This window comes from Bradyrhizobium sp. USDA 4516 (assembly GCF_054055915.1).
Genome location: NZ_JBSRXT010000001.1, coordinates 2,067,021 through 2,090,928, shown reverse-complemented (window position 1 = coordinate 2,090,928; position 23,908 = coordinate 2,067,021). Strand labels below are relative to the sequence as shown.

Here is a 23,908-nt window from a genome sequence, read left to right as displayed (position 1 = left end):
ATGACGGATCAGATAGCTGCGACAGGTAAGGGCCGAAAAATGACGAAAGGCTGCACCCATATCGCCGGCATCCAGGATGTCACGCCGAGTGCGCTTGGCTGCGAGGAATGCCTGAAGAGCGGCAGCCGCTGGCTGCATTTGCGCATCTGCCGCACTTGCGGCCATGTCGGCTGCTGCGACGACTCGCCGAACCGGCATGCGACGGCGCATTTCCACGCCACCGGCCATCCCGTGATCGAGGGCTACGATCCGCCGGAAGGCTGGGGCTGGTGCTATGTCGACGAGGTGCTGTTCGACCTGTCGAAGCGCAAGACGCCGCATAACGGACCGATCCCGCGCTATTATTGATGAGGCTTCTCGCACGGCGCACGTGCCGCATCGTGTGACATATGTGCGAAAATTTTCAGCAATCGCCCGCGCCGGCAATTTTTGATGGGATGTCGGCCGTCCTGCCATCGAAGCATGTAGCAATTTTCCGTCACGCATCGTAACCTCGCACGCGGGTCTCAACGGGGAGTGCGCCACATGACGACATTGGTGCTCGTGCACGTCATTATCAGCCTGATTGCAATCGTCGCCGGCGTGCTCGTGATGTTCGGGCTGCTCGGCTCGCGCGCGATGCCGGGGCTGACCGCGATCTTCCTCGCGCTCACGATCCTGACCAGCGCCACCGGCTTCGTGATCCCGCCTTTGGTGACCGAGAAGCTGCTGCCGTCGCACATCATCGGCGGGCTTTCGCTGGTGCTGCTCGCGATCGCCTGCATTGCGCTCTATGCGATGCAGCTCAAGGGCGCCTGGCGTCCGATCTATATCGTGACCGCGATGGTCTCGCTCTATCTCAACGTCTTCGTGCTGGTCATCCAGAGCTTCCTCAAGGTGCCGGCGTTGCAGGCGCTGGCGCCAGCCGTGCCGCCGAACCCGCCATCCGGGCCGGTCTTTGCCGTGGTGCAGGGCATCGTGCTGGTGTTCTTCGTCCTGGTGACCATCGGTGCCTGGCGCCGGTTCAGGGCGGTCACGTTCGCCTGATCCGGGGCGGATGACCTCATTTCGTAGCGACACGCAGCATAGAAGACGAGATGCGGTGGCGTGTCCGCGATGCGCCGTCGCCCAAGGTTCGTTCACGCCTGGCGTGTCCGGAATGACGATCAGCTGAAGGAGTGCTTCCAATGCCCACCATCACCACCAAAGACGGCGTCGAGATTTTCTACAAGGATTGGGGCTCGGGCCAGCCGATCGTGTTCAGCCATGGCTGGCCGCTGTCGTCGGACGACTGGGACGCGCAGATGCTGTTCTTCGTGGGGCACGGCTTTCGCGTCGTCGCCCATGACCGCCGCGGCCACGGCCGCTCCGCCCAGGTCGCCGACGGTCATGACATGGATCACTATGCCGACGACCTCGCTTCCGTCACCGCGCATCTCGACCTGAAGAACGCCGTCCATGTCGGCCATTCCACCGGCGGCGGCGAGGTGGTGCACTACATCGCCCGCCACGGCGAGAGCCGGGTGGCGAAGGCGGCGATCCTGAGCGCGGTGCCGCCGTTGATGGTGCAGACGGCGAATAATCCCGGCGGCTTGCCGAAGTCGGTATTCGACGGCTTGCAGGCCCAACTCGCCGCCAACCGCTCGCAATTCTACCGCGATCTGCCGGCCGGGCCGTTCTACGGCTACAACCGGCCCGGCGCAAAACCGTCGGAGGCCGTGATCCAGAACTGGTGGCGGCAGGGCATGATGGGCGGCGCCAAGGCGCATTACGACGGCATCGTCGCGTTCTCGCAAACCGACTTCACCGAGGATCTGAAGAAGATCAACGTGCCGGTGCTGGTGATGCATGGCGACGACGACCAGATCGTGCCCTACGCCGACTCCGCCCCGCTCTCGGCCAAGCTTTTGAAGAACGGCACGCTGAAGACCTACAAGGGTTTTCCGCACGGCATGCCGACCACCGAAGCCGAGACGATCAACGCCGACCTGCTGGCGTTCATCAAGGGCTGAAGGTGAGAGAGGCTGTGCTCTACGCCGCGCGTCTCAACATTGCGCAGCCTCAATCCACCTCGCCCGGTGGCTCACTCCTCTCCCCACAAGGGGCAGGGCAATCGCATATGGAATGAACCGATTCTTCCGCGCCGTCATGGCCGGGCTTGTCCCGGCCATCCACGTCTTTTCTTCGCGTGGAAACGAAGACGTGGATGCCCGGGACAAGCCCGGGCATGACGAGTTTGTGGGAACTCCGAACGCCTCAAACGGCCATATGCGATTGCCCTACCACAAGGGGGAGGAGTCCGAAGCATGTGCTCGCCTTACGGAGACTATGTTTCGGAAGCGCCGTGATCGGCTCGCTCACTCAAAAATCGCGCGGATCGCGGCGAACAGGCGCTTGGCGACCAGGTCCGGCTTCTCGCGGGCGCCATCGTCGGCCCAGAGTTCGCTGCCGACGCGCATCGCGCCGGTCGTGATCATCGCGACCAGCCGGGCTTTCATCCGGTCGCTCCTGTGGTTGGCGCGCTTGAGCAACGCGTTGGCGAGTTCGCGCTCAAGCCCTTCATATTTGGCCTGATCGCGCGCCTGCAGCGCTGGATTGTCGCGCTTCAGCCGCGCCAGCGCGACCGCCTCGCGCGGGTCGATCTGCTTGACCATGTCGGCGATGGCGTTCTCGGCGGCCTGCAGCATGGATTCAGTGGCCGGGCGCGCCGCAACGGCTGCGATCAGTGCCGCGGTACCGTCCTCCTGCCAGGCCAGCACCACGTCTTCCTTCGAGGCGAAATAGTGAAAGAAGGTGCGGCGCGAGACGTCGGCGGCGGCGACGATGTCGTCGAGCGTGGTCGCCTCGAAGCCGCGCTCGAGAAACAGCATCATCGCCGCCTTGGTCAGCCGTTCCCGGGTCTCCTGCCGCTTGCGTGCGCGCAGGCCCGCCGCCGGCGGCGCCGGATTCGCTTTGGATTGCGCCGACTTGACCGGTTTCTTGGCCGATTTCCTGGCCGGTTTGCGCGCGGGCGCCGGACGTTGCAATTTTTCACCCCTTGCAAAAATGCACTTAGTGCACATTTCGTCGGATGCGGCTGGACCCGCAGGAACCCGACGAGAAACCCGAATCGTGTCGCAAGGAGATATAAGCATGACCGGCTGGAGCACTGCAGACATTCCGCGGCAGGGCGGCAGGACCGCCGTGATCACGGGCGCTACCGGCGGACTCGGCTACGAGACCGCGCTGGAACTGGCGTGCGCCGGCGCCAATGTCGTGCTCACCGGCCGCAACGGCGCCAAGGGGCAGGACGCGCTGGCGCGGATCCGCGCGCAGCTTCCCGATGCCGCGGTGACCTATGAAACGCTCGACCTCGCGAACCTCGCATCGGTCGCCGATTTCGCCGGGCGCTTCGCCGCCACGCATACCGCGCTCGATCTTCTGATCAACAATGCCGCGGTGATGTCGCTGCCGAAGCGGCAGGTCACCGCTGACGAGTTCGAAATGCAGTTCGGCACCAACTATCTCGGCCACTATGCGTTGACCGCGCTGCTGTTGCCGCAGCTCCGCCGCGGCCACAACACCCGCGTCGTCAATCTTTCCAGCCTTGCGCATCGCTCCGGCGTCATCAATTTCGACGATCTGCAGGCCCGCCGTTCCTACGCGCCGTGGCGCGCCTACTGCCAGTCGAAGCTTGCGATGCTGATGTTCGCGCTCGAATTGCAGCGTCGCAGTGCGATCAACGGCTGGGGATTGATGAGCAATGCCGCGCATCCCGGCTACGCGCGCACCGAGCTGATCCCGAACGGTCCCGGCACCGACAGCCTGTCGTGGCGGCTCGGCCGATATTTGCAGCCGATCATGAGCCACTCCGCGGCGGCGGGCGCGTTGCCGACGCTGTTCGCGGCGACGTCAGCCGCGGCCCAGCCGGGCGGCTATTACGGGCCCAACGGGTTCTACGAGTTGAAGGGCCCACCTGCGCCGGCGCGCATCATGCCGCACGCCAGGGACATCGCGGTAGCGCAGCGGCTATGGGATATCTCGGCTGCGCTGACCGGTGTATCGTTTGATCAGGTCGCAACCGCCGCCTGAACGGATCGGGCGGCAGCGGGGCAATCGACATGAAGGTCATCCTGTTCGGCGCGACCGGCATGGTCGGGCAGGGCGTGCTGCGCGAATGCCTGCTCGATCCCGGCGTCGAGCGCGTGCTCGCGGTTGGGCGCAGCCCGACCGGGCAGCGCGATGCCAAGCTTGTCGAGTTGATCCACGACAATTTCGTCGATTACAGCGCGATCGAGCCTCAGCTTGCCGGCTACGACGCCTGCTTCTTCTGCCTCGGCGTCTCCTCGATCGGCATGGACGAGGCACGCTACCGCCATCTCACCTACGACATCACACTGGCCGCGGCGACGGTGCTGGCGCGGCTCAATCCCGGCATGGTGTTCACCTATGTCACGGGGCGCAGCACCGATTCCACCGAGCGCGGCCCGTTGATGTGGGCCCGGGTGAAGGGCAAGACCGAGAACGATTTGCTCAAGCTGCCGTTCAAGGCCGCCTACATGTTCCGGCCCGCCGGGATCCAGCCGCTGCATGGCGTCCGCTCCAAGACCGGCTGGGTGCAGGCGATCTATCTCGCGACCTCGCCGCTGCTTTCCTTTCTGGTGCGGGTCGCCCCGAACTACATGACGACGTCGGAACAGCTCGGCCGCGCCATGCTGAAGGTCGCCCGCGACGGCTACCCCAGGCCGGTGCTGGAGAGCGAGGACATCAATCGCCTCTGAAGCGCGGTGGGCCGGTTCCCTCGAGCGGCGATTTCGCCAGGTCTCTTGGTACCTCCCGGGCCGCGAGGCGTTATAACCACCGTCATGTCCCCACCCGCGCCGCTGAAGCTGATCGCCCTCGATGCCGATGACCTCGCGGTCATCTCGGCCCATGTGCAGGACGCCCGCGTCCAGCCCTGCGACATCGTCTGGCGCCAGGACGAGAAGCGGCTCGTGGTCGGCCTGAACCGGCTGGACTGGGAGCAGACCCTGTCGGGCGGCGCCTGCTCGCGCCGGCTGATCGCCGCGCTCAGGTTCGACCGGGTTCTGGCATGCAAGTCGCGCAATATCGACCTGGAAGCCCCGGAGGCCACCCTGGAACTGCTCGGGATCGAGTTCTATGCCTCCGACCCGCCGGGCGGCAGCGCGCTCCTGATGTTCGGCCATGGTGGGGCGCTGCGGCTGGATGTCGAGTGCCTGGAGTGCGAATTGACTGATCTGGGCATCGACGATCTCGGCGTGGCGCCGGGGTGATTGGGCACGTCATTCCGGGGCGGTCCCAACGGGTCCGCGCAAGGCGCGGCCCGATGACAGGCTCCGGACCGAACCCGGAATCTCGAGATTCCGGGTCTGGTCCTTGGGACCATCCCGGAATGACATCCCCCAAGGGTTGACGGCCATTATCCGTCGCGCCATTGAGCAGGGACCCGAATTCCTCCTAAGAAAGCCGTCATGCCCGTTCGCCTGGACCGACAGAGCGCCGATTTCGAGCAGCGATTCCGCGATTTCCTGGCGGCCAAGCGCGAGGTGTCGGCCGACGTCGAGCGCGCCACCCGCACGATCGTCGACGACGTGGCGGCCCGCGGCGACGCGGCGCTGCTCGAGGCGACCAAAAAGTTCGACCGCCTCGATATCGAGGCGGCCGGCCTGCGCATTACCGCAGCCGAGATCGACGCCGCGGTTGCGGCCTGCGATCCCAAGACCGTCGACGCCCTGAGGTTCGCGCGCGACCGGATCGAGACCTTCCACCGCCGCCAGTTGCCGAAGGATGAGCGCTTCACCGATGCCGCCGGCGTCGAGCTCGGCTGGCGCTGGAGCGCGGTCGATGCGGTCGGCCTCTACGTGCCCGGCGGCACCGCGGCCTATCCGTCCTCGGTGCTGATGAACGCGGTGCCGGCCAAGGTCGCCGGCGTGCCGCGGGTGGTGATGGTGGTTCCGGCGCCGGACGGCAAGCTCAACCCGCTGGTGCTCGCCGCCGCCCATCTCGGCGGCGTCTCGGAAATCTACCGCGTCGGCGGCGCCCAGGCGGTGGCGGCACTGGCCTACGGCACCGCGACAATCGCGCCGGTCGCCAAGATCGTCGGCCCCGGCAACGCCTATGTCGCCGCGGCAAAACGGCTGGTGTTCGGCAAGGTCGGCATCGACATGATCGCCGGCCCCTCCGAGGTGCTGGTCATCGCCGACGACACCGGTAATGCCGACTGGATCGCGGCCGACCTCTTGGCCCAGGCCGAGCATGACGTCAGCGCGCAGTCGATCCTGATCACCGACAGTGCACGGCTCGCCGCCGACGTCGAGCGCGCGGTCGAGACGCAGCTAGCGACCTTGCCGCGCGGCGAGATCGCCCGCACCTCGTGGAACGACTTCGGTGCCGTGATCAAGGTGGCAAAACTCGACGACGCGGTCGAGCTCGCCAATGCGATCGCGGCCGAGCATCTCGAGATCATGACCGCGGATGCCGAGGGCCTGTCGAACAAGGTCCGCAACGCCGGGGCGATCTTCCTCGGGGCCCATACCCCGGAGGCGATCGGCGACTATGTCGGCGGCTCCAACCATGTGCTGCCGACCGCGCGCTCGGCGCGGTTCTCCTCGGGCCTCGGGGTGCTTGACTTCATGAAGCGAACCTCGATCCTGCGGTGCGGGCCGGATCAACTCCGTGCGCTCGGGCCCGCCGCGATGACGCTCGGCCAGGCCGAGGGTCTCGATGCCCATTCACGTTCCGTCGGATTGCGCCTCAACCTCTCATGAACAAGCCACCAGACGACGAGGATTCCAACAATCGCATCGTCGCGGTGACGCTCGACGAGGAATCGATCGGCCGTTCCGGGCCCGATATCGAGCATGAACGGGCGATCGCGATCTACGATTTGATCGAGCAGAACCTATTCGCGCCCGAGGGCGCCGCCGGGCCGGGGCCCTACACCCTGCATATCGCGATCACCGGCAACCGGCTGATGTTCGATATCCGCAAGGAGGACGGCGCGCCGGTGGTCGCGCATCTGTTGTCGCTGACCCCGTTCCGCCGCGTCGTGAAGGACTACTTCATGATTTGCGACAGCTACTATCAGGCGATCCGGACCGCGACGCCGGACAAGATCGAGGCGATCGACATGGGCCGCCGCGGCATCCATGACGAGGGCTCGCGCACGCTGCAGGAGCGGCTCAAGGGCAAGGTGCGCGTCGATTTCGAGACCGCGCGGCGGCTGTTCACGCTGATCACTGTGCTGCACTGGAAGGGTGAAGGCGCATGATCCCGAGAAGTGGATACCGGTTTTCGGATCAGATTATGCGCCAATCGAAGTGGCGCATGATCGGTGAAGCGGTGATTGACGGGGGCGTACCCCGATCGAAAAAAGCCTGATCGCATGGAAGCGCCGCGCGCGCGCAACCCCCAGGCCGTGCTGTTCGCATGCGGCCTGAACAGCGTGCGGTCGCCGATGGCCGAAAGCCTGCTGCAGCAGATGTTTCCGCAAGGCCTCTATGTCCGCTCGGCCGGCGTCAAGAAGGGCGAACTCGACCCGTTCGCCGTCTCGGTCATGGCCGAACTCGGCCAGGACATTTCCAGCCACAAGCCGCAAACCTTCGAGGAGCTCGAGGACTGGGAGGGGCTGAACTTCGATCTCATCATCACGCTGTCGCCGGAGGCGCACCACAGGGCGCTGGATCTCACCCGCACGCTCGCCGCCGATGTCGAATACTGGCCGACGCAGGATCCGACCGGCACCAGCGGCAACCGCGAGCAGAAGCTCGCCGCCTACCGCGAGGTCTGCGACGGCCTGTTGCTGCGCATCCGCCGCCGCTTTGCCAGGGCCGGCGCGGCAAACCTGTGAGGCTCGGCGAGGCGAGGGGACCAGCTTGTTCCGATTCGCAGAACCGCCGCTTGTCGCCAGACTGACAAACAGCTGTGCTTATGGGGCCCGGTCTCAGGCGGGGTCGCGATTCGCGGCCGGTTCCAAGGTTGTGCATCCATGCCCCATCCGATAGGTTCCGCCCGCGTCTGTCCCCCCGATTCAGCCCAAAAGCCCGCATGCTAGGCCGTCCCAAATTCGTTCTTGCTTCCGGTTCGCCGCGGCGGCTGGCCCTGCTCAACCAGGCCGGCATCGAGCCCGATGCGCTGCGCCCGGCCGATGTCGACGAGACCCCGCGGCGGGGCGAGTTGCCGCGGGCCTGCGCCAACCGCCTGGCGCGCGCCAAGGCCGACGCGGCGCTGAAATCGGTGCATCTTGACGACGACCTGCGCGGCTCCTTCATCATTGCCGCCGACACCGTGGTCGCGGTCGGCCGCCGCATCCTGCCCAAGGCCAATCTGGTCGACGAGGCCGCGCAGTGCCTGCGGCTGCTGTCGGGCCGCAATCACCGCGTCTACACCGCGATCTGTGTGGTGACGCCGCGCGAGGCATTCCGTCAGCGCCTGGTCGAAACGCGCGTGCGCTTCAAGCGGCTCAGCGAGGACGACATCCAGGCCTATATCGGCTCCGGCGAATGGCGCGGCAAAGCCGGCGGCTACGCGGTGCAGGGCATTGCCGGGTCGTTCGTGGTCAAGATGGTCGGCTCCTACACCAATGTGGTCGGCCTTCCGCTCTACGAGACCGTGACCTTGCTCGGCGGCGAGGGCTTTCCGATCCGCCACGGCTGGCTCAACTCCGTCGCGGTGTGAGGTATCCACTGAGGTCGTATCGCATCGCAGATGCGATACGGATGGGGCTCTTTCCTCGTGAACGACTCGCGATGAGACCCCACCCCAACTGCTCCACATCGTCATGGCCGGGCTATGCAACGAGGCCGATAGCCGGACGCGATAGCCTGCCGCAGGGGCGCGCTGCCAAAATATCGAAAACAACCCCATGCAAAGTAGCCGGCGGCTGCGGGCGTTCGACACGACAACTGTCCGTAGCGGGTGAAGATGTCGTGTTTTTGTAGCTCGTGATCTGTCGCCTTCGTTTCTGATTTGCAGGGGAGCCGGAAGGCGGGGACGGCTTTCCCTGATTGATCATGCCACGGCTGTTGTGGCGGTTTTAGCCCTGTGGGTGAGTTTCTTTGTTCGACTTGAAGCCCGTTTCTCCGTCCCGACCCGCGCTTTCTCGACGGCGGCGCGCGGTGGAGCGGTCAAGGACGCGCGCTTGCGCGCCCGCCAGGGCTTGTCCTTGACGGCTCCGAGCACGCCGCCAGGCTGAAGCGCGTCGGGGCTGATCTGCTGTCCGTCAGGCGCAAACCTCGCCAATCGATGCGGTCCAAGGAACACGCTGACGGTGCCATCGGGATACTCATGGAGGCGCACCACAGCCTTGACGAAGTGAGGCCTGAGCCGGCTCTGCGGCAGCTGCAGCCGCCGACCGTTCCATGCGATGGTATTGTCGTTGGCGACGGTTCGCTCCTCGATCACGCACAGCGCCTCGCGCCAGGCCTCATGCCGGTCGGCCACGAATGCCGTGCCTTCCTGTTCGGGCTTGATCGCAAACGCGGCGTTGTGCCCGGGGATGTAATGCGCCTTCAGCCACGCGTTGGCAGCCTCAACCGTCGTGATCCCGGCAAGCCGCAGCTCCTTCGGCAGCCGATCCTGCAAGGTGCCGAACACCCGCTCGGAACGCCCGCGCGCCTGCGGCGAATAGGCTGCGATATGCTCGATCCCAAGATGCGACAAAGCCCGTCCCACCTGGGTTTGTTGCGTCTTCGAGACCTTCTCGCCAGCTTTTGGGGTCAGGAAATAATGGCTGCCGCGGTCGGTGTAGAGCGCGCAGAACAGGCCATGCTCGCCAATCACTTCGCGCAAGGCCTGGAAGGTCGAGGCCGTTCCTTCTTCCTCGACCAGCACCATCGAGTAGATCTCGCTGGTCGCATCGTCCATCGTGACGATCAGGTCCCTCGCGGGCAGGCCTTCGATCCAAACGTGGCGCGATCCGTCCTGGTGCAGCAGCATGCCCCGAAGCGGCCGCCGCGGCCGCTTCTTGCGGTGCGCCGAACGCTTCGGAGCCTTCCGCACCAGCCCCGCCGCGTGCAGCGCCAGCTTCGTCACCGTATAGCCCAGCACATAGTCGTGCCGCTTTTGCATCTGCTCGTGGAAGTGCTTCACCGTGAAGTCCGCGTACTTGTCCCGGTACAGCGCAAGCATCCGTTCCAGCGCCTCCTCCGGCGCCCGCCGTGGCGAACGACGCCCCAGCCGGCGGTCGACAAGCCCGTCGTCGCCCTCCGCCTCATAGCGCTCCGCCCAGCGTTGAAACGTCCGAACACTGATCCCAAGAACCTCCGATGCTGCCTCCTGCGTCAGTTCCTTCGCCTCCGTCCGATCCAGCAAATCTGAAAACCGCATCCGTCGTACACCCTCGTGAATGGATGCCGTGCCCATCGTGCCCCCCTTGTTCCGGAGCACCGAAAACACGACACTTCACGAGCTACAAACAGGCGACAGATCACGAGCTACTGACAGCGTTCGACACGACAACTTGACTCGTCGGGCAAATCAGCGGCATTCTTCCATTATCCAGAAATCGCGGAGACGCCCTTCGCTCCGAGGCTATCGCCCTGCGCTTGCGGGCGAGGCCGCCGTCTCGATCCACGAGGCCAAGCACCTGCGCGGCCGGCAAAGACGCATATGCGATTGCCCTACCCGCAAGCAGAGGGGAGCGCAGCGGAACATGCGGCAGATGATGTAAACTCCGGCCCAGCCATGACCGACCAAGCCCGAACGCCCAAGGCCATACCCTCTGCCACCCCGCGCGCCTGCCCGATCTGCGGCAAGCCCGTCGAGCAGGCCTTCCGCCCGTTCTGCTCGGCGCGCTGCCGCGACGTCGACCTCAACCGCTGGCTGACCGGCCGCTATGTCGTCCCCGGCCGCGAGGACGACGCGGAGGACCCGGAATAGCCAAGATTTCCCAACAAGTTGGGGAAAGAGTGCCGGGCGGGCCGCGGCCGGCGAAGCCTTTGGCGAAGGCGGGTGGACACGACGCTCCGACCTCTCTATAAACCGCCCGCTCGCTCCGGCCTTTTCGGCCCCGCGGGTATGCCCAGGTAGCTCAGTTGGTAGAGCATGCGACTGAAAATCGCAGTGTCGGTGGTTCGATCCCGCCCCTGGGCACCATTAGCACGTTCCCCAGCTTCCCCCTTTGTTCGCCGATGTGCTAGAAGTGCTTGAATCTAAGCGCTTTCTCGTTCGCTGACATTCGCGACCTTCCGCCAGCAGTCGCCGACTTTGTTGGTATCTCTGTTGGTATCTCGTTGGTCGCGTGTTGGTAGATTTGACCGCGGGGATCGAATCGATGCCACTTTCGGATGCCGCCTGCCGTTCCGCCAAACCCGCCGAAAAGCCCTACAAAATCAGTGACGGTGGCGGGCTCCATTTGCTCGTTGAAAAGAACGGATCGCGGCTTTGGCGGCAGGCGTATCGGTTCGACGGGAAGCAGAAACTGATCGCTCTGGGCGCCTATCCGGCGGTCAGTCTCGCCGACGCCCGCGCCGGTCGGGACGCGAACAAGGTGCTTCTGGCCAAGGGCATTGATCCGTCCGAGCAGCGCAAGTTGGATCGCAGTGCCGCGCGCATCGCGCGTGCCAATACTTTCCGGGTCGTCGCCGACGAACTGATCGTGAAATTCGAAGCCGAGGGCGACGACCCCAAGACAATAGAAAAGAAAAAATGGCTTCTCGGCTTTATCAACGCCGATTTGGGCGATCGACCGATCGCCGAGATCAAGGCGTCGGAATTGCTGGATGTGCTTCGAAAGATCGAGAGGCGAGGGCGGTATGATACGGCCCGGCGCGCCCGCAGCATAAGCGGTCGTGTTTTCAAGTATGCGATCAGCACCAATCGCGCCGAGCGTGACCCATCGGCTGATCTGGCGGGAGCCCTCATAGCTCCAAAAGTTAATCACCGGGCCGCCATCACCGAGCCGAAGGCTGTCGGTGCGCTTCTCCGCGCGATCGACGATATAGACGGTCAGATCACAACACGAGCGGCGTTGCAGTTGATCGCCCTTACGTTCGTTCGGCCGGGCGAACTGCGGCACGCGGAATGGAATGAATTCGATCTGCAGGGCGCGATCTGGAACATTCCGAAGGAAAAAATGAAGATGCCGCGGCCGCACAAGGTTCCGCTTTCCACAGGCGATTGCGATCATCAATGACCTTCGCGAAGTGACGGGTACGTCACGATACTTATTTCCGCAAATCCGCTCGTGGCATCGCCCAATTTCGGACGGCACCCTGAACGCTGCGCTGCGCCGGCTTGGGTATACGAAAGCGCAAGTGACCGCGCATGGCTTTCGCTCGACGGCTTCGACACTACTGAACGAAAGCCGCCGTTCGGATGGCAAGCGCCGTTGGGATAGCGATGCTATCGAGCGTCAGCTAGCGCACCAAGAGGAAGACGAGGTTCGCGCTGCCTACAACGGCGCCGAATATTGGGAGGAACGCGTCCCGATGATGCAGTGGTACGCGGATTATCTGGACGACCTCCGCAGGTTAGGAACCGTCCTGTCGATCGCGAAGTCCCCGCGATCCCGATCGTTGTCAGCATTCTAGCCCGTCGAACGAAGTGTCGTGCAAAATATTCGTCTGGCCGATCCGCAAACCGGCCGCCGCCCAATGCGCCGCTCGGATATTCAACTGATAACGGTGCGAGCGGCGAGAGCCCGGCGAAACAGATCAGAGATTCGAACGCGTTTCGTGGGTTTCGGCGAAACTGATGCGGCACTCGATAGGATAAGCAAGCTGCCAATACGCGATGAAGGCAAACATGAATATAACTGCCGCCATCGATAGCGTCGACCGCCCATCGAACAGGATCGCTACCAACCCACTGGACACTGCACCGGCCATCACCTGTGTGCTTCCGACGACGGCGCTGACGGCTCCTGCGATATCGGGCAGTGACCGTAAGGTGGCGTTCAATATGTTCGGCATGGTCATGCCAAAGGCGAGCGCTACAGTCATCAAGAGTACTGCGATCAGCGCCGGGGGCGTACACCCGGTCAGTGTTAGTGCGAGTAGCGTCGAGGAGGCTGCGACGAGCAGTGAGAGACCTATCGTCAGAACCTGCCGCGACGGAACGCCGTAGAAGCCGAAATAGCCATCGAGAAGGGCTCCGCTCATCACGGCTACCGAACAAGCGCTGAGGATCAGACCGTACTGGCCTGCCGTCGACCTCACGATGCCGATGAAGAACAGCGAGCATCCAGTGACATAGGCAAATACCTCGGCGCCACCAGCGGCGCCGACCAGGATGTACGCAAGCGAAAGGCGATGGGTCAGAACGCGAAGAAAGGATCGGACTCCGGCGGCCGGAGCCGGGTGTTTCGTCGGATCGAGCCTCACGCTCTCGGCAAGTCCATAAAACACAGCTAACAGCAGCGCGGTGCCGATCCCAGCTTGAATCGCGTAAATCAACCGCCAACTTCCGATCGACAGCAGCGCGGCCCCCGCGGTCGGCGAGATGATGGTCACAACATTGGTTGAGACTATGACGCTCCCGATCTTTGCGCTAGCGACTGCCTCATCGAAGAGGTCGCGAATAATGGCAAAAGTCATCGCAGCGCTGGCGGCACCGACGCCTTGGGTGAATCGATAAATCAGGAGTTCAAGTAAGGACCGCGCAATCGTGCAGGCTAAACTCGCGGCAATGAACAGTGCGAGGCCGAATACGATGACTGGCTTTCGGCCAAGCCGGTCGGAGATGGGACCATAGAGGAGGGGTGCGACGGCAAGACTAAACATGAAAGCGCTCATTGTCAGGCCGACATCAGAGGCGCTCCTACTGAGCGAGGCGCCGGTCGCCGCGAGCGCCGGCAGATTGATGTCGATGCCCGAATACGGCACGGCCGCGAGAAGGCCGGGCAGCAGGGTGAAGGCAAAAGATGTTTGCCGGATTTGCATGATGCCTACCTTCGAAAGGTTTCTTGCGATTCTGACGAGAGAGCAAGGTGCGAAGGAGAGGGTGACTTTCCTTTCGCAACTGATGGTGGTTCGGTTTACTGGCTGGCGATCTGGCGGGTGCGGCTGTCCGCTACTGCGCGAGCCCGGGGCTTGCGTTCTTTGCCGGCGACAACCTGATTGATGATTCGCAGGATCTCCGATCGGGTGTCTATCCTCGCGAACTCGCGCGCCAATTCAGCGGCGCGGAGGCCATAGCTGGGCCGATCTAGCACTGTGCGCACCGCCTTGCGCAACGCTTCCGGTGTTGGCTCATTGGTCGCGAGGTCGATTCCGACGCCTGACCACGCGACGCGCGCGTTGACGTCAGCCTTGTCCTCCGTCAGCCCCGCGGTAACCAGCGGAATGCCGAAGCTCATTGCCTCATTGACGGTGCCATAGCCTCCATTGGTCAAAAGTACGTTGACCCGCGGCAGCAGCCACTCGAACGGCAAGAAGCTCGCGACGCGGGCGTTGGACGGAATGCGACCCGGGATCGCTTCGATCGGGCGGCCACCGGCCGTAGCGACCACCAGCACGTCGGGCTCATTGGCCAGGGCCGCGAGCGTCGGAGCAACAAGCAAACCGAAATTGTGATTTGCGACGGTGCCTTGCGTCACCAGCACGACTTTGCGCGACCCATCGAGTTCATCGGCCCAGGGAGGCAGCGGGACCTGGCCGGGGATAATTGGAGGCGTACCGACGAAATGCACTGATGAAGGCATCTCGCGTGGAAACTCAAAGCTTGGTATCGACAATTGCAGAGAGGCATCTGCGAACTTGACGATAGTTTCGAACAGCGGAGTTGCTATCCTGCTTGCACCTAGAATTGTCAGCAGGTGATTCGCGCGATCAATCACCGGCCGATCGACCGCTACCTCAAATTCTCGGGCGATAACGCCGTACTTCGCGCGCTGCTCCGCGGTCGTTGCTGGCGGCAGACCGAGAAAGTTCGGTACCCCGTCTTCCCTTGGCCAGTGGAGAACGGATGTGCCGCAGAGAACAATCGGCTTCCGTTGCCTTCGTAATTGCAGCAACATCGGCAATGCGCCGAGGAACATGTCGTTGCCGACGATGACGTCGGCCGGAAACGATCGCAGGGACTGCTGCAGGCCATGGTGTTGCGCCGGGATCGCGTCGACGAAGACGTGCTCAAAGGCAGCCCGAATCCATCCAAGTCCGGGCGTGGCATTTTTGAGTCCTGGGACTACCGAGGAAATGTCTCCCGGATCGAAATCTGCGCTCGGTGGCAAGGCAAAGAATGCGGCTCCGCTACTTTCGATCCGCTCGCGAAAAGCGCTGCCCGTCAGGAAGGCAACCTCGTGACCATCGCCGATAAGGATGCGCGCAATCGCCAGCAGTGGATTGAGATGCCCGGTCGCCGGTGTCGAAGGGATTAGAATTTTCATGCAGGGAGTCCTCTGGTTTGGCGATAGGAGCAACCGTCTCTGGGAGAGGGGCCGCTAGGCAAACAGAGGGACGTTATCGAGATCGACGTTACGCGTTGATTTCCGCGGAGCACAATATGATTGCAGTCGCAACGCGTGGTGACGTCACCGTGGCGAGACGGCGGCCTTCGCTCAATGCCGGGTTCGACACTCGGAGTGCGTCTATACCGTACTTTGGACTAGCGCGGCCGCGATCTCTCTCGGAATGATAGGCCAGCTCACGACGCTAGAAATTCCGGCAGTCATCAGTTTGTCAGAACTCAATCCGATGACGGCTAAGGAGGCTAGCACGATCGGAAGTCGCGGGACGGACGCGTGCAAGACTGTCGCAAATTCAAGTGAGCGTGCGGTCGACTCAAAGTGGCCCACCACGGCCATATCGAATCGGTTCGAGTCGGCACGACAGGCTGCCAGCGCCGCGTCCGGATTGGTAAATCCTATGGGTTCATAGCCAAGTGCAGCGAGCATTTCCTCGTCGCACCGAACGCGCTCGCGATCCGAGGCTACGAGGATCACGGTTTTGGGAACCGTGACGTCGTGGGAGGCCGACATCGACGGGGCTTCCGGCAACCAGATCTCGAAGCGGCTTCCCTTGTTCGGCTCGCTCTGCACGTGCACTGCCCCGCCGTGATCAGAAATGATCTCACGGGCGGTCGCCAATCCGAGGGAATTGGTGGACGATCTGCTAGCGAAGAAGGGTTGAAAAATTCGTCCCTGCGTCGCCTCATCCATGCCATCTCCGGTGTCGGTCACGGTGATGCAGACGTACTGACCTGGTCTGAGCTCATCATGGCTGAGCGCAAGAGTATCTGGAACATCGCGTAGTTCGGCCGCAATCTCGATGCGTCCGCCGTCACGTATGGCATGTACGGCGTTATCAAAAAGGTCGATAATGACCTGCTGTAACGAAGCATTCTCACCCAACACGATAGTCGCAACTGGTGCTTCACGGATGATGAATTCGATGTTTTCTGGTAGCGAGGCACCAAGCAGCGATGCGGTCTCAGCGATCAGGGCGCTGACCTTTAATGGCTGGCGATGCACGCCGTGCCCAGACGCGAAGGCTACCATCTGGTCCACAAGGTCCCGTGCGCACTCCGCGCCCCGGCGGATTGCAGCTAAACTGCACATGGACCGGTTGTCCAGTTCCGCACGCTCTTCCATCATCTCGGAATGGCCGAGAATGCCCCCCAATATGTTGTTAAAACTGTGCGCTAAGCCGTTCGCGAAGATACCGAGCTTTTCCATGCGCCGTGCCTTCTGCAGACGTTCCTCAAGGCGCGCGCGCGCCGTTTCGGTCTCGTGTCGCTCGACGGCCCTGGCGATGCAATCGAGCGCCGTCTGAAGGAGCGAAAGCTCTTCATGCGTTCTGATCATGCAGTTGTTTCCGACCGCATCAAAGCCGAGCACGAGGCGAGTTTCATCTTTGCCGCTAATCCTCGCACAGGCCCATCCTCCGAGGCCCCACTCAAGGCATCGAGTCCTTCTTTCTCCGACCGGCATTCGACCGACATGGGGAACATGAATCGCACCATCGGCGAACGTTTTTACCTGTGTCGCCAGTTCGACGGCCGCAACGGGCCAGCCGGGAGGAGGCGGCAAGCTCGACCTGTGCCAAAGATGGAGCCGCGGCGTTGAACCGGACATTACGAAATAGGCGCGATCTGATCCGATGCAGGCCGCCAGATCAGCCACGGCGCGATCAATCTCCTTGTCGATGTTCTCCAACCGCGCGCCGATAAAGCGCATGGATATATCGGTGATCACATGTGCAAGCTTTGCGCTGCGCTGTAGCGCGATCGCGCGTGACCTCAGGCGGATACTGAGGTGGACCAGGAACACCACGACGATCAACAAGGTGACGCAGAGGATCTTGCCGTCCATCTGGATATCCCCTCGCGATGTAACCAGGTGTGTTGCGAGCTTTGCGGAGGTGCATCCTGCTCCTGCTTTTGAGGCAGCTCCCGCATAACACTCAATGTGCTATCCGCTGGGGCGGTAATCGTTCGCAGGAGCGCGATACCTCGACATACTCCTTGCGCCATCCAGTTCACCTTTTGGTCAAGTTGATCTAGGCGATGCCCGATCTCGAAGACGGAGGCCGACGCTGTATCCTGGCGTCAACTACAAAATTGCGACCGCGCCGCTTATCGCCAAATTCATGGCCGGCGGATCGCGAATGCGATCGGAACCGCGCGAAGAAGCCTGCTCGGAGCGTTGCGATTGAGCTCGACGAAAACGCATCCGAATAGCCCAGCCTTGCAATCAAACGTACACAGCAGCAAGGATGCCTGTAATAGGGCGGGGCGTGACGAGAATTCTGATAGCTCGAACCGCTTTATGGCGCAGCCTCGCGCGGGGTCGAACAAGCGCCGGCCACATACGTTGATCGAGCTTCGCGTTGGGTGACAGCGCCAGGTTGAGCTTCCATCGGCACGACGGGGTCACCCAGTCTGATGTTGTGCGAAATAAGGTGCAGGGTGGGTCGTTGCCGCTTCACAGGAAGACCGGTTGGCGCGGAGGGGTTTGCGTCTTCGTCATGCATTGCTGGAGGTATTCCGTGCATCGCCTGGGCATAAGCGGCGCATCCAGCAAGCATTTCTGCGACCAGCCACGCCGCGATTGCCAACAGGCTCTCGCCGAGAGCTCCGATACAGCGTGCCGCGGTCGAGAACGTCGGTCTGTACTTAACTGGGAGCGATCGGATGATCGCTCGTGCGTCAGACTCCTCATCGGAATGAATGCGGAGATGATAGGACGGAGCTCCATTGGTTCGTCGCGGCCGCTCTGTTCGCGATCGCGGGTTAACGTAGGACAAGAGCTTTGCGACTGCCATTGGTGCGTCTCCCTTGGGGTCAAGTTCGGGGGAGACCATCTCGCGCGCATGCTTCTGAATTATTCCAATGACGGAGATTAAGGCTACAATTGTCATGGGAACCTGCGCCTTACCGCGGCGGCAAGGATCGGTCCATGTCATTGGCACGAAACGTCGGCGGTTCCGGCGGTGCCGAAGTCACACCAACTCGACGGGTAGCGAGAAGACATATCCCACGCCCCGCTCGGTGCGGATGATGGACGGCATGCCGGGATCAAGTTCGAGCTTACGTCGTAACCGCAGCACTTGCACATCGATGCTGCGATCGAAGACATCTTCGTGAATGCGCGTGGCCTGCAACAGGTGCTCGCGCGACAGTGGCCGCAGCGGCGCTTGGAGAAAAGCGGTCAGAAGGGCGTACTCGCCTTTGGTCAAGGCGATTGGCTCGCCGCCGGAGTTCGTCAAGAGCCGGGTTCGACGATCGAGCTGCCAGTCACCGAATCGGTAGCGGCCTTTTTCCATATCGCGCGGTGAATTGGTCTGGCCGGCTTCGCGGCGCCTCAGCACCGCGCGGATACGGGCCAGCAGCTCCCGCAAGCCAAACGGCTTGGTGATATAGTCGTCCGCGCCCAGTTCGAGCCCGACCACGCGATCAATCTCGTCGCGGCGCTGGCCCGTCGTGATGATGATGGGAACGTTGGATTGAGCGCGTATCTCGCGAAGCAGATCGAGCCCGTCGTCATGACCAAGCCGCAAGTCGAGCACCACCAGATCCGGCTGACTACGTGCCATCAATCCACTGACCTCGTCACGACGGCTGGTGGACACCGCGCGGATGTCGTGATCCTCGAGATAGCTCGTTACTAGATGCCGCATGGTGCTGTCGTCTTCCACGACCAGGCATGTCGGCGATTTGCGGCCTGCCGCGTTACTCGTTGCCGATGGTTCAGCCGACACGAACGGCTGATCGTCTTCTTGATTGTCCATTGATGCAGTAGCGCGCAGTGGCTCACCCTCTATACTTTGTCGTCACCGAATCTCTCCGGCCCTCCACGACGCGCTAGCGGTATATGGGACCTCATCCGGTATCGCAGCACACGTTTCGGAGAGCGGTGTCCTTATTTCAACGTCCTTTCGAGTGCATATGAGGCGAACTAGGGGCGCGCTCAAATATGTTCGATCAGATTGCATCTGTAACGCAATAATCCGAAATTGAAATCAATCGGTAGCGAATGGTGCCCAGACTCCGAGTGATGGCTTCACTGCGAACGGAGAAACGATGCTTGATCCAAAAGGGAAGGCATGGAGAGCGCCGACCAAAAAGGAGATGCCGCGGATCGTCGTGCTAACGGCACTGGAGAGCGAACTTGACGCCGCAAGCGCTGTCGGTGACGTTAAGGTCGTTTACGCGGGTGTTGGAAAAATTAACGCCGCGATCGCCACTACGACAGAGATATTGGCCGAGAAGCCAAGTCTCCTCGTAAACTACGGAACCTGTGGCAAGATCACGAAAGAATTGCGCGGTTTGGTCGAAGTATCTCATGTGCTTCAGCGAGACATGATGGCAATGCCGTTAGCGCCACGTGGCACAACGCCATTTGGCCATGCTGAGCCAATCTTGGCCTCTGGTCATGGCTCCGCTGTATGCGGGACGGGTGACAGTTTCGTCACCTCAGTCGATTCCTGGCTCATTTCGAACAACGTCGATGTGGTTGACATGGAATTGTTCGCCATAGCCCACGTATGTCGGCGATTTGACGTTGCCTGGCGCGCGTTCAAATACGTAACTGATGGCGCTGATGAATCAGCCTCAGAGCAATGGACGAGCAATTGTGCAAAGGGGTCTGATTTATTCTGGCGCCGACTGAAAAGCATTCTTGATGAGTATTCCTGACACAAACAAGGAACCGCAAGTTTGCGGCGCTTTCCCGAAATGCTGACGACGGAGCCGTGGAAGAACCGAGCGTTGCTGCGGCCCACGGCTCACTAGCCCTGATTCTGGATGTTCGCGATCGGAGTTGAATATCAAGATCTCTGTTGTCGATGGGCTGGATTGGACTGTTAGCATTGAATATTCTCACCCGCAGCACGAATCGCGGATCTCTAACGTTCGGTTGCGATCGGTAAGTTGATTCTTACGCAAGTGCCCTGATGCGGCGCGCTGTGGACTTCAATGTGTCCGCGCGCTTGATCAACAAAATGGCGTACCATCGGAAGCCCGAGCCCCGTTCCAACACCATTTGGCTTCGTCGTAAAAAACGGTTCGAATACCTTCGCTATGACGTCGGATGAAATGCCGTCGCCAGAATCCGTGACGCATAGCGTAACATAGCGGTAGCCATTGTCGCCTTCGGATGAGCAAGTCGTGCTCGTCTCGATTGTGATAGTGCCGCCCTTGGGCATGGCGTCCCGGCTATTTATTACGAGGTTGATGATCGCGCATTCGAGCAGGTGGGGGTCGCATCGGACTGCAGTTGTTGAAGCCGACATAATCAAGCGCAGGTCGACGCGGTCTCCGGCGGCGCAGTGCAGCAGATCGTTCATTGAAAGGAGAGCGTCGTTGAGCTGAAACACATTGCCCGCTTGAACGTCCGTGTTACGCCCAATGTTCATAAGATGATGCGCCAGTTTACTGGCGCTGACCAACGACCGCTCTGCAACTTCTATGAGAGAATCTAAGTCAGACGTGCAGCCGGCCGCGACACGCGCACGCATTAGACTGAGGGCGCTCGCCATGTTCTGCAGTCTGTTATTAAAGTCGTGAGCAACCCCGCTTGCGAGTTCTTCCATCAAATGCATGCTGTTGTCTCCTCGGATATTCTCATGGAAACTCCCGCAACTCGCGTCTTCCGTTTCGAAGTCATTGTTACCCTGCAGCGCACCAGTGGCTCCTCGCAACGTCCCCAAGCTGGGGTGCGTCTTGTAAAAGTCGGTGCGCGCCGCTTAGTCCATGCTGCGGTAATAGGTAGATGACCGAGGTGGTAGCGCTTCTCGATTTTCGATCAGACGGCAGCGAACGAGCAGAGACTAAAGCCATGGCATATTCGTAGCTAATCTCACGGAGGTCTCGGTTACCCTTCGCGCGCGGTGAGCGACCGGAACGCAAGTCTTTCGGTCAGTATCTCACTGGCGGCGAAACCAAGCGAGTGCGCTTGGACGGAAGCGCACCGGAACATCGGACGCTTGCGATGAAGTGTGAAATTCCCTTTGGACATGCATTTGATAGACGGGATACCTCCTTCAAACGGGACATCTCTTTCAAACGGGACATCTCTTTCAAATGTGTCGTGGGCGCCGTCGTCCGGCACCTTCGCGATTGGCCCTCGTGCTGTCTCTTTGGATTGGCGTCAATAGGGGGCGTTAGGCGGTGAAGCGATCGTTGGAAGTGGTTTGTCGACTGGGTGCGTGTGTGGGTCATGCGGACGCTCTCGTCACATCCGAAACCGTTGCGTTCGGTCCGGCCCGGTCGGTGACTTCGAATGACCAGTCGCGAAGGCGCGCGACCTTGACGAAAGCGTCAAGCGCCGGCGAGTAGCGGCGCCCCTGCACGGCCAGTAACCGCACCTCCCGCGAAACCGGCGAGCCTTCGAGCGGTATGGTCTTGAGCGCTGGAAGGCGAGGCATGTGCTCGGGCGCGAGGATCACGCCAAAGCCGGCGGCGGCCATGTGCTGAAGGTGCAGGTCGTGACCGCTGCAATGGCCAAGTTGGGGCGGTTCCTCAGGGAAATAGGACTGCCGGATCTTCACGGCTACGTCACAGTCGGCGCGTTCCAGCAAGATGGTCTCACGGAGGTCGTCGATGCCGATCGAAGGACGGTTTGCCAGTCGATGTGTCGGCGCAAGGACCGCGACGTAGCGCTCCTCGAACAGCGACCAACCGTCGATACGATCGGGCACGTCCTGCACGTCCCCGACCATTGCCGCGCTGATCTCCCCCTCAAGCAAGAGGTCGACGAGCTTGTCAGTCGCGACCTCGCGCAGCTCGACGTGGAGGCCGGGAACGAACTTCGCAATCTCCGCGATCGGATCGACGACAAGCGAGGCCGAAATAGACGGGGCGAGGCCGATCTTCAGTGGCGCGACGTCCTTGCGCTGGAACTCCTGGGCTCGGCGACGCACGGCCTCTGCCGAGGCCAGCGTCCGCTCCAGCATCGGAAGGACTTCCTTTCCTAGATCGGTGAGCTGCGTCAGCTGACGCTCGCGGTAAATCAACTGGCCGCCGAGTTCCTGCTCGAGCTTCTGCACCCCCTTGGTTAGGGCGGGCTGCGTGACATTGCACTGCTCGGCCGCGCGGGTGAAGTTGAGCGTCGATGCGACGGCGAGGAAATAGCGAACTTGATAAAGCTGCATACGGGTCGATATCACTCCAATACGACGTGACGGGGTATGCCTCAACGATGAAGCGTAGATGTAACCTGCATGCAAACGTTTGAATGGTCCGGCTCTATTGTTTGGACGCACGGACACGCTTTCTAGAGCCTTTGCGAGCGTCATCACTGACTCGTTCTATGCCATTTGTGTCTGACGCAGGCGAGGGGCGCTTGGTCGTTCTGCAACTGTGTTGGCCGCGCAGTGAAGAATGGCGCGGCTTTCCTATCAGCCGGGAGGCAGTTCGCCGAAGCAATCCCTTGCGATTGTCTAGTTTATGGCATTGCGCGGCGCTCTACTTCTTAACGCGGCGCTATCTAAGATGTGACTTTGCGTCGATGACGGTTGATTTGTACTCAGTTGGCGAAACGACGATCTTTCGAAGAAATCGCAACGTCGACAATTGAGGTGCCAATGTCAGACATCTTGAAGAAGATTGAAGCTTATAAGCGCGAGGAGATCGCCGCCGCCAAGCGAGCGTGTCCTCTTTCCGAAGTCGAAGCATGCGCGAAGACGGCGCGACCGCCACGCAATTTCGTCAGCGCGGTCCGTGATAAGCATGCGGCCGGGGAGTATGCGCTGATCGCCGAGATCAAAAAGGCCTCTCCGTCAAAGGGACTCATTCGCGCCGATTTCGATCCGCCGGCGCTCGCAAAGGCCTACCAGGCCGGTGGCGCGGCGTGCCTGTCGGTGCTGACCGATACGCCCTCGTTCCAAGGACGCCTCGACTTTATGGTCGCGGCGCGCGCGGCAACTGATTTGCCAGTGTTGCGAAAGGATTTCATTTTCGACCCATATCAAGTTGTTGAATCGCGCGCACATGGCGCCGACTGCATCTTGATCATCATGGCCGCGCTCAATGACAGTGCCGCGAAGGAAATCGAGGACACCGCGTTGGCGCTCGGCATGGACGTCTTGATCGAAATCCACGACCGCGCCGAACTTGATCGCGCGCTGAAACTCCGCTCGCCGATGATCGGCGTCAACAACCGCAATCTCCGCACTTTCGACACCACGCTCGACACCAGCGAGGCGCTGGCGCCGCTGATACCGAAAGAACGACTGATGGTCGGCGAAAGCGGCATCTTCACGCCGGATGACTTGGCTAGGCTGGAACGGGTCGGCATGTCGACGTTCTTGGTCGGCGAGAGTTTGATGCGGCAGCCCGATGTGGCGGCAGCAGCGCGCTCGCTTCTCACGCGGCACAGGGTTAGCGCCGGCGCCGGTCGGGGTTCGGAGCGATCGGCAGGAACGGTATAGCGAGCTGGATCGCACGAGTAGCCTTGGCACGGTTGGCCTCAGTTTGATAGCAGCTTGCACGGAGAGATGCAGAGCGGCAGTAGTTTAAGCTCCGCGCGGTCGATGTCCTTGCATATCCAGGC

At 61.8% G+C, this 23,908-nt stretch carries 23 protein-coding genes and 1 tRNA gene; 16 read left to right on the top strand and 8 right to left on the bottom strand.

Going from position 1 to position 23,908, the window contains the following annotated elements:
- The first annotated feature begins 39 nt into the window (after nucleotides 1-39).
- The 3 genes from ACVI1L_RS09760 to ACVI1L_RS09750 all read left to right on the top strand — a co-directional run bounded on the left by ACVI1L_RS09760 (nucleotide 40) and on the right by ACVI1L_RS09750 (nucleotide 1,991).
- A complete protein-coding gene (locus ACVI1L_RS09760) occupies nucleotides 40-348 on the top strand; it encodes a UBP-type zinc finger domain-containing protein (RefSeq protein ID WP_057018148.1) in 309 nt (102 codons plus the stop codon).
- A gap of 177 nt (nucleotides 349-525) precedes the next feature.
- A complete protein-coding gene (locus ACVI1L_RS09755) occupies nucleotides 526-1,026 on the top strand; it encodes a hypothetical protein (RefSeq protein WP_057018160.1) in 501 nt (166 codons plus the stop codon).
- Nucleotides 1,027-1,166: 140 nt separating this feature from the next.
- Nucleotides 1,167-1,991: an alpha/beta fold hydrolase gene (locus tag ACVI1L_RS09750; protein ID WP_050382324.1), complete on the top strand. Its 825-nt coding sequence runs from the start codon at nucleotides 1,167-1,169 to the stop codon at nucleotides 1,989-1,991.
- A 345-nt stretch (nucleotides 1,992-2,336) separates the two neighbouring features.
- On the opposite strand, the gene ACVI1L_RS09745 is transcribed toward ACVI1L_RS09750, so the two are convergent.
- Nucleotides 2,337-3,005 carry a TetR family transcriptional regulator gene (locus ACVI1L_RS09745; protein WP_456782779.1) on the bottom strand — a complete coding sequence of 223 codons (669 nt, stop codon included), beginning with the start codon at nucleotides 3,003-3,005 and terminating at the stop codon, nucleotides 2,337-2,339.
- Between the two features lie 106 nt (nucleotides 3,006-3,111).
- Here ACVI1L_RS09745 and ACVI1L_RS09740 point away from each other — a divergent pair, with 106 nt between their 5' ends.
- From ACVI1L_RS09740 to ACVI1L_RS09710, 7 genes are all read left to right on the top strand, one after another.
- The gene (locus ACVI1L_RS09740; RefSeq protein ID WP_456782778.1) at nucleotides 3,112-4,050 is read left to right on the top strand and encodes an SDR family oxidoreductase; all 939 of its coding nucleotides are present in this window, start codon (nucleotides 3,112-3,114) and stop codon (nucleotides 4,048-4,050) included.
- Nucleotides 4,051-4,079: 29 nt separating this feature from the next.
- Nucleotides 4,080-4,739, top strand: a complete 660-nt coding sequence (locus tag ACVI1L_RS09735; protein WP_057018151.1) for a Rossmann-fold NAD(P)-binding domain-containing protein — start codon at nucleotides 4,080-4,082, stop codon at nucleotides 4,737-4,739.
- Between the two features lie 84 nt (nucleotides 4,740-4,823).
- A complete protein-coding gene (locus tag ACVI1L_RS09730) occupies nucleotides 4,824-5,252 on the top strand; it encodes a DUF2948 family protein (protein ID WP_229193280.1) in 429 nt (142 codons plus the stop codon).
- A gap of 198 nt (nucleotides 5,253-5,450) precedes the next feature.
- Entirely contained in the window at nucleotides 5,451-6,746 is a 1,296-nt protein-coding gene (gene hisD, locus ACVI1L_RS09725; RefSeq protein WP_168859105.1) for a histidinol dehydrogenase, read from the top strand.
- Nucleotides 6,743-7,249 (top strand): UPF0262 family protein, encoded by a 507-nt coding sequence (locus ACVI1L_RS09720; RefSeq protein WP_016841326.1) that lies wholly within the window; start codon nucleotides 6,743-6,745, stop codon nucleotides 7,247-7,249. The genes hisD and ACVI1L_RS09720 overlap by 4 nt, the downstream gene beginning before the upstream one ends.
- 114 nt (nucleotides 7,250-7,363) lie before the next feature.
- Nucleotides 7,364-7,828, top strand: coding sequence for an arsenate-mycothiol transferase ArsC (locus ACVI1L_RS09715; RefSeq protein ID WP_076828053.1), 465 nt, complete (start codon nucleotides 7,364-7,366; stop codon nucleotides 7,826-7,828).
- Nucleotides 7,829-8,025: 197 nt separating this feature from the next.
- A complete protein-coding gene (locus ACVI1L_RS09710) occupies nucleotides 8,026-8,655 on the top strand; it encodes a Maf-like protein (RefSeq protein ID WP_018269043.1) in 630 nt (209 codons plus the stop codon).
- 333 nt (nucleotides 8,656-8,988) lie between these two features.
- On the opposite strand, the gene ACVI1L_RS09705 is transcribed toward ACVI1L_RS09710, so the two are convergent.
- Nucleotides 8,989-10,305 carry an ISNCY family transposase gene (locus tag ACVI1L_RS09705; protein ID WP_456782777.1) on the bottom strand — a complete coding sequence of 439 codons (1,317 nt, stop codon included), beginning with the start codon at nucleotides 10,303-10,305 and terminating at the stop codon, nucleotides 8,989-8,991.
- Nucleotides 10,306-10,662: 357 nt separating this feature from the next.
- Between ACVI1L_RS09705 and yacG the strand changes: the two genes are divergently transcribed.
- The 4 genes from yacG (at nucleotide 10,663) to ACVI1L_RS09685 (ending at nucleotide 12,509) form a co-directional block, all read left to right on the top strand.
- The gene (gene yacG / locus ACVI1L_RS09700) at nucleotides 10,663-10,857 is read left to right on the top strand and encodes a DNA gyrase inhibitor YacG (RefSeq protein ID WP_057018155.1); all 195 of its coding nucleotides are present in this window, start codon (nucleotides 10,663-10,665) and stop codon (nucleotides 10,855-10,857) included.
- Between the two features lie 140 nt (nucleotides 10,858-10,997).
- Nucleotides 10,998-11,073 (top strand) — tRNA-Phe (locus ACVI1L_RS09695).
- A 178-nt stretch (nucleotides 11,074-11,251) separates the two neighbouring features.
- On the top strand, nucleotides 11,252-12,112 hold the full coding sequence (locus tag ACVI1L_RS09690) for a tyrosine-type recombinase/integrase (RefSeq protein WP_456782776.1): 861 nt from the start codon (nucleotides 11,252-11,254) through the stop codon (nucleotides 12,110-12,112).
- A 121-nt stretch (nucleotides 12,113-12,233) separates the two neighbouring features.
- Nucleotides 12,234-12,509, top strand: a complete 276-nt coding sequence (locus tag ACVI1L_RS09685) for a tyrosine-type recombinase/integrase (RefSeq protein ID WP_456782775.1) — start codon at nucleotides 12,234-12,236, stop codon at nucleotides 12,507-12,509.
- 123 nt (nucleotides 12,510-12,632) lie between these two features.
- Here ACVI1L_RS09685 and ACVI1L_RS09680 read toward each other — a convergent pair whose 3' ends face one another.
- The 4 genes from ACVI1L_RS09680 to ACVI1L_RS09665 all read right to left on the bottom strand — a co-directional run bounded on the left by ACVI1L_RS09680 (nucleotide 12,633) and on the right by ACVI1L_RS09665 (nucleotide 19,145).
- A complete protein-coding gene (locus ACVI1L_RS09680) occupies nucleotides 12,633-13,859 on the bottom strand; it encodes an MFS transporter (RefSeq protein WP_456782774.1) in 1,227 nt (408 codons plus the stop codon).
- Between the two features lie 95 nt (nucleotides 13,860-13,954).
- The gene (locus ACVI1L_RS09675; protein WP_456782773.1) at nucleotides 13,955-15,304 is read right to left on the bottom strand and encodes a glycosyltransferase; all 1,350 of its coding nucleotides are present in this window, start codon (nucleotides 15,302-15,304) and stop codon (nucleotides 13,955-13,957) included.
- Nucleotides 15,305-15,505: 201 nt separating this feature from the next.
- Complete coding sequence (locus ACVI1L_RS09670) at nucleotides 15,506-17,227, bottom strand: ATP-binding protein (RefSeq protein ID WP_076828086.1); 1,722 nt, start codon at nucleotides 17,225-17,227, stop codon at nucleotides 15,506-15,508.
- A gap of 1,129 nt (nucleotides 17,228-18,356) precedes the next feature.
- Entirely contained in the window at nucleotides 18,357-19,145 is a 789-nt protein-coding gene (locus ACVI1L_RS09665; RefSeq protein WP_083715022.1) for a response regulator, read from the bottom strand.
- Nucleotides 19,146-19,437: 292 nt separating this feature from the next.
- Between ACVI1L_RS09665 and ACVI1L_RS09660 the strand changes: the two genes are divergently transcribed.
- Nucleotides 19,438-20,052 carry a phosphorylase family protein gene (locus ACVI1L_RS09660; protein WP_244558822.1) on the top strand — a complete coding sequence of 205 codons (615 nt, stop codon included), beginning with the start codon at nucleotides 19,438-19,440 and terminating at the stop codon, nucleotides 20,050-20,052.
- Nucleotides 20,053-20,261: 209 nt separating this feature from the next.
- On the opposite strand, the gene ACVI1L_RS09655 is transcribed toward ACVI1L_RS09660, so the two are convergent.
- Together ACVI1L_RS09655 and ACVI1L_RS09650 are read right to left on the bottom strand one after the other, a co-directional pair.
- Nucleotides 20,262-20,957 (bottom strand): sensor histidine kinase, encoded by a 696-nt coding sequence (locus ACVI1L_RS09655; RefSeq protein WP_082653854.1) that lies wholly within the window; start codon nucleotides 20,955-20,957, stop codon nucleotides 20,262-20,264.
- Between the two features lie 615 nt (nucleotides 20,958-21,572).
- Complete coding sequence (locus ACVI1L_RS09650; RefSeq protein WP_057015977.1) at nucleotides 21,573-22,508, bottom strand: LysR family transcriptional regulator; 936 nt, start codon at nucleotides 22,506-22,508, stop codon at nucleotides 21,573-21,575.
- 432 nt (nucleotides 22,509-22,940) lie between these two features.
- Between ACVI1L_RS09650 and trpC the strand changes: the two genes are divergently transcribed.
- Nucleotides 22,941-23,786 carry an indole-3-glycerol phosphate synthase TrpC gene (gene trpC / locus ACVI1L_RS09645; RefSeq protein ID WP_076824847.1) on the top strand — a complete coding sequence of 282 codons (846 nt, stop codon included), beginning with the start codon at nucleotides 22,941-22,943 and terminating at the stop codon, nucleotides 23,784-23,786.
- Nucleotides 23,787-23,908 lie beyond the last annotated feature (122 nt).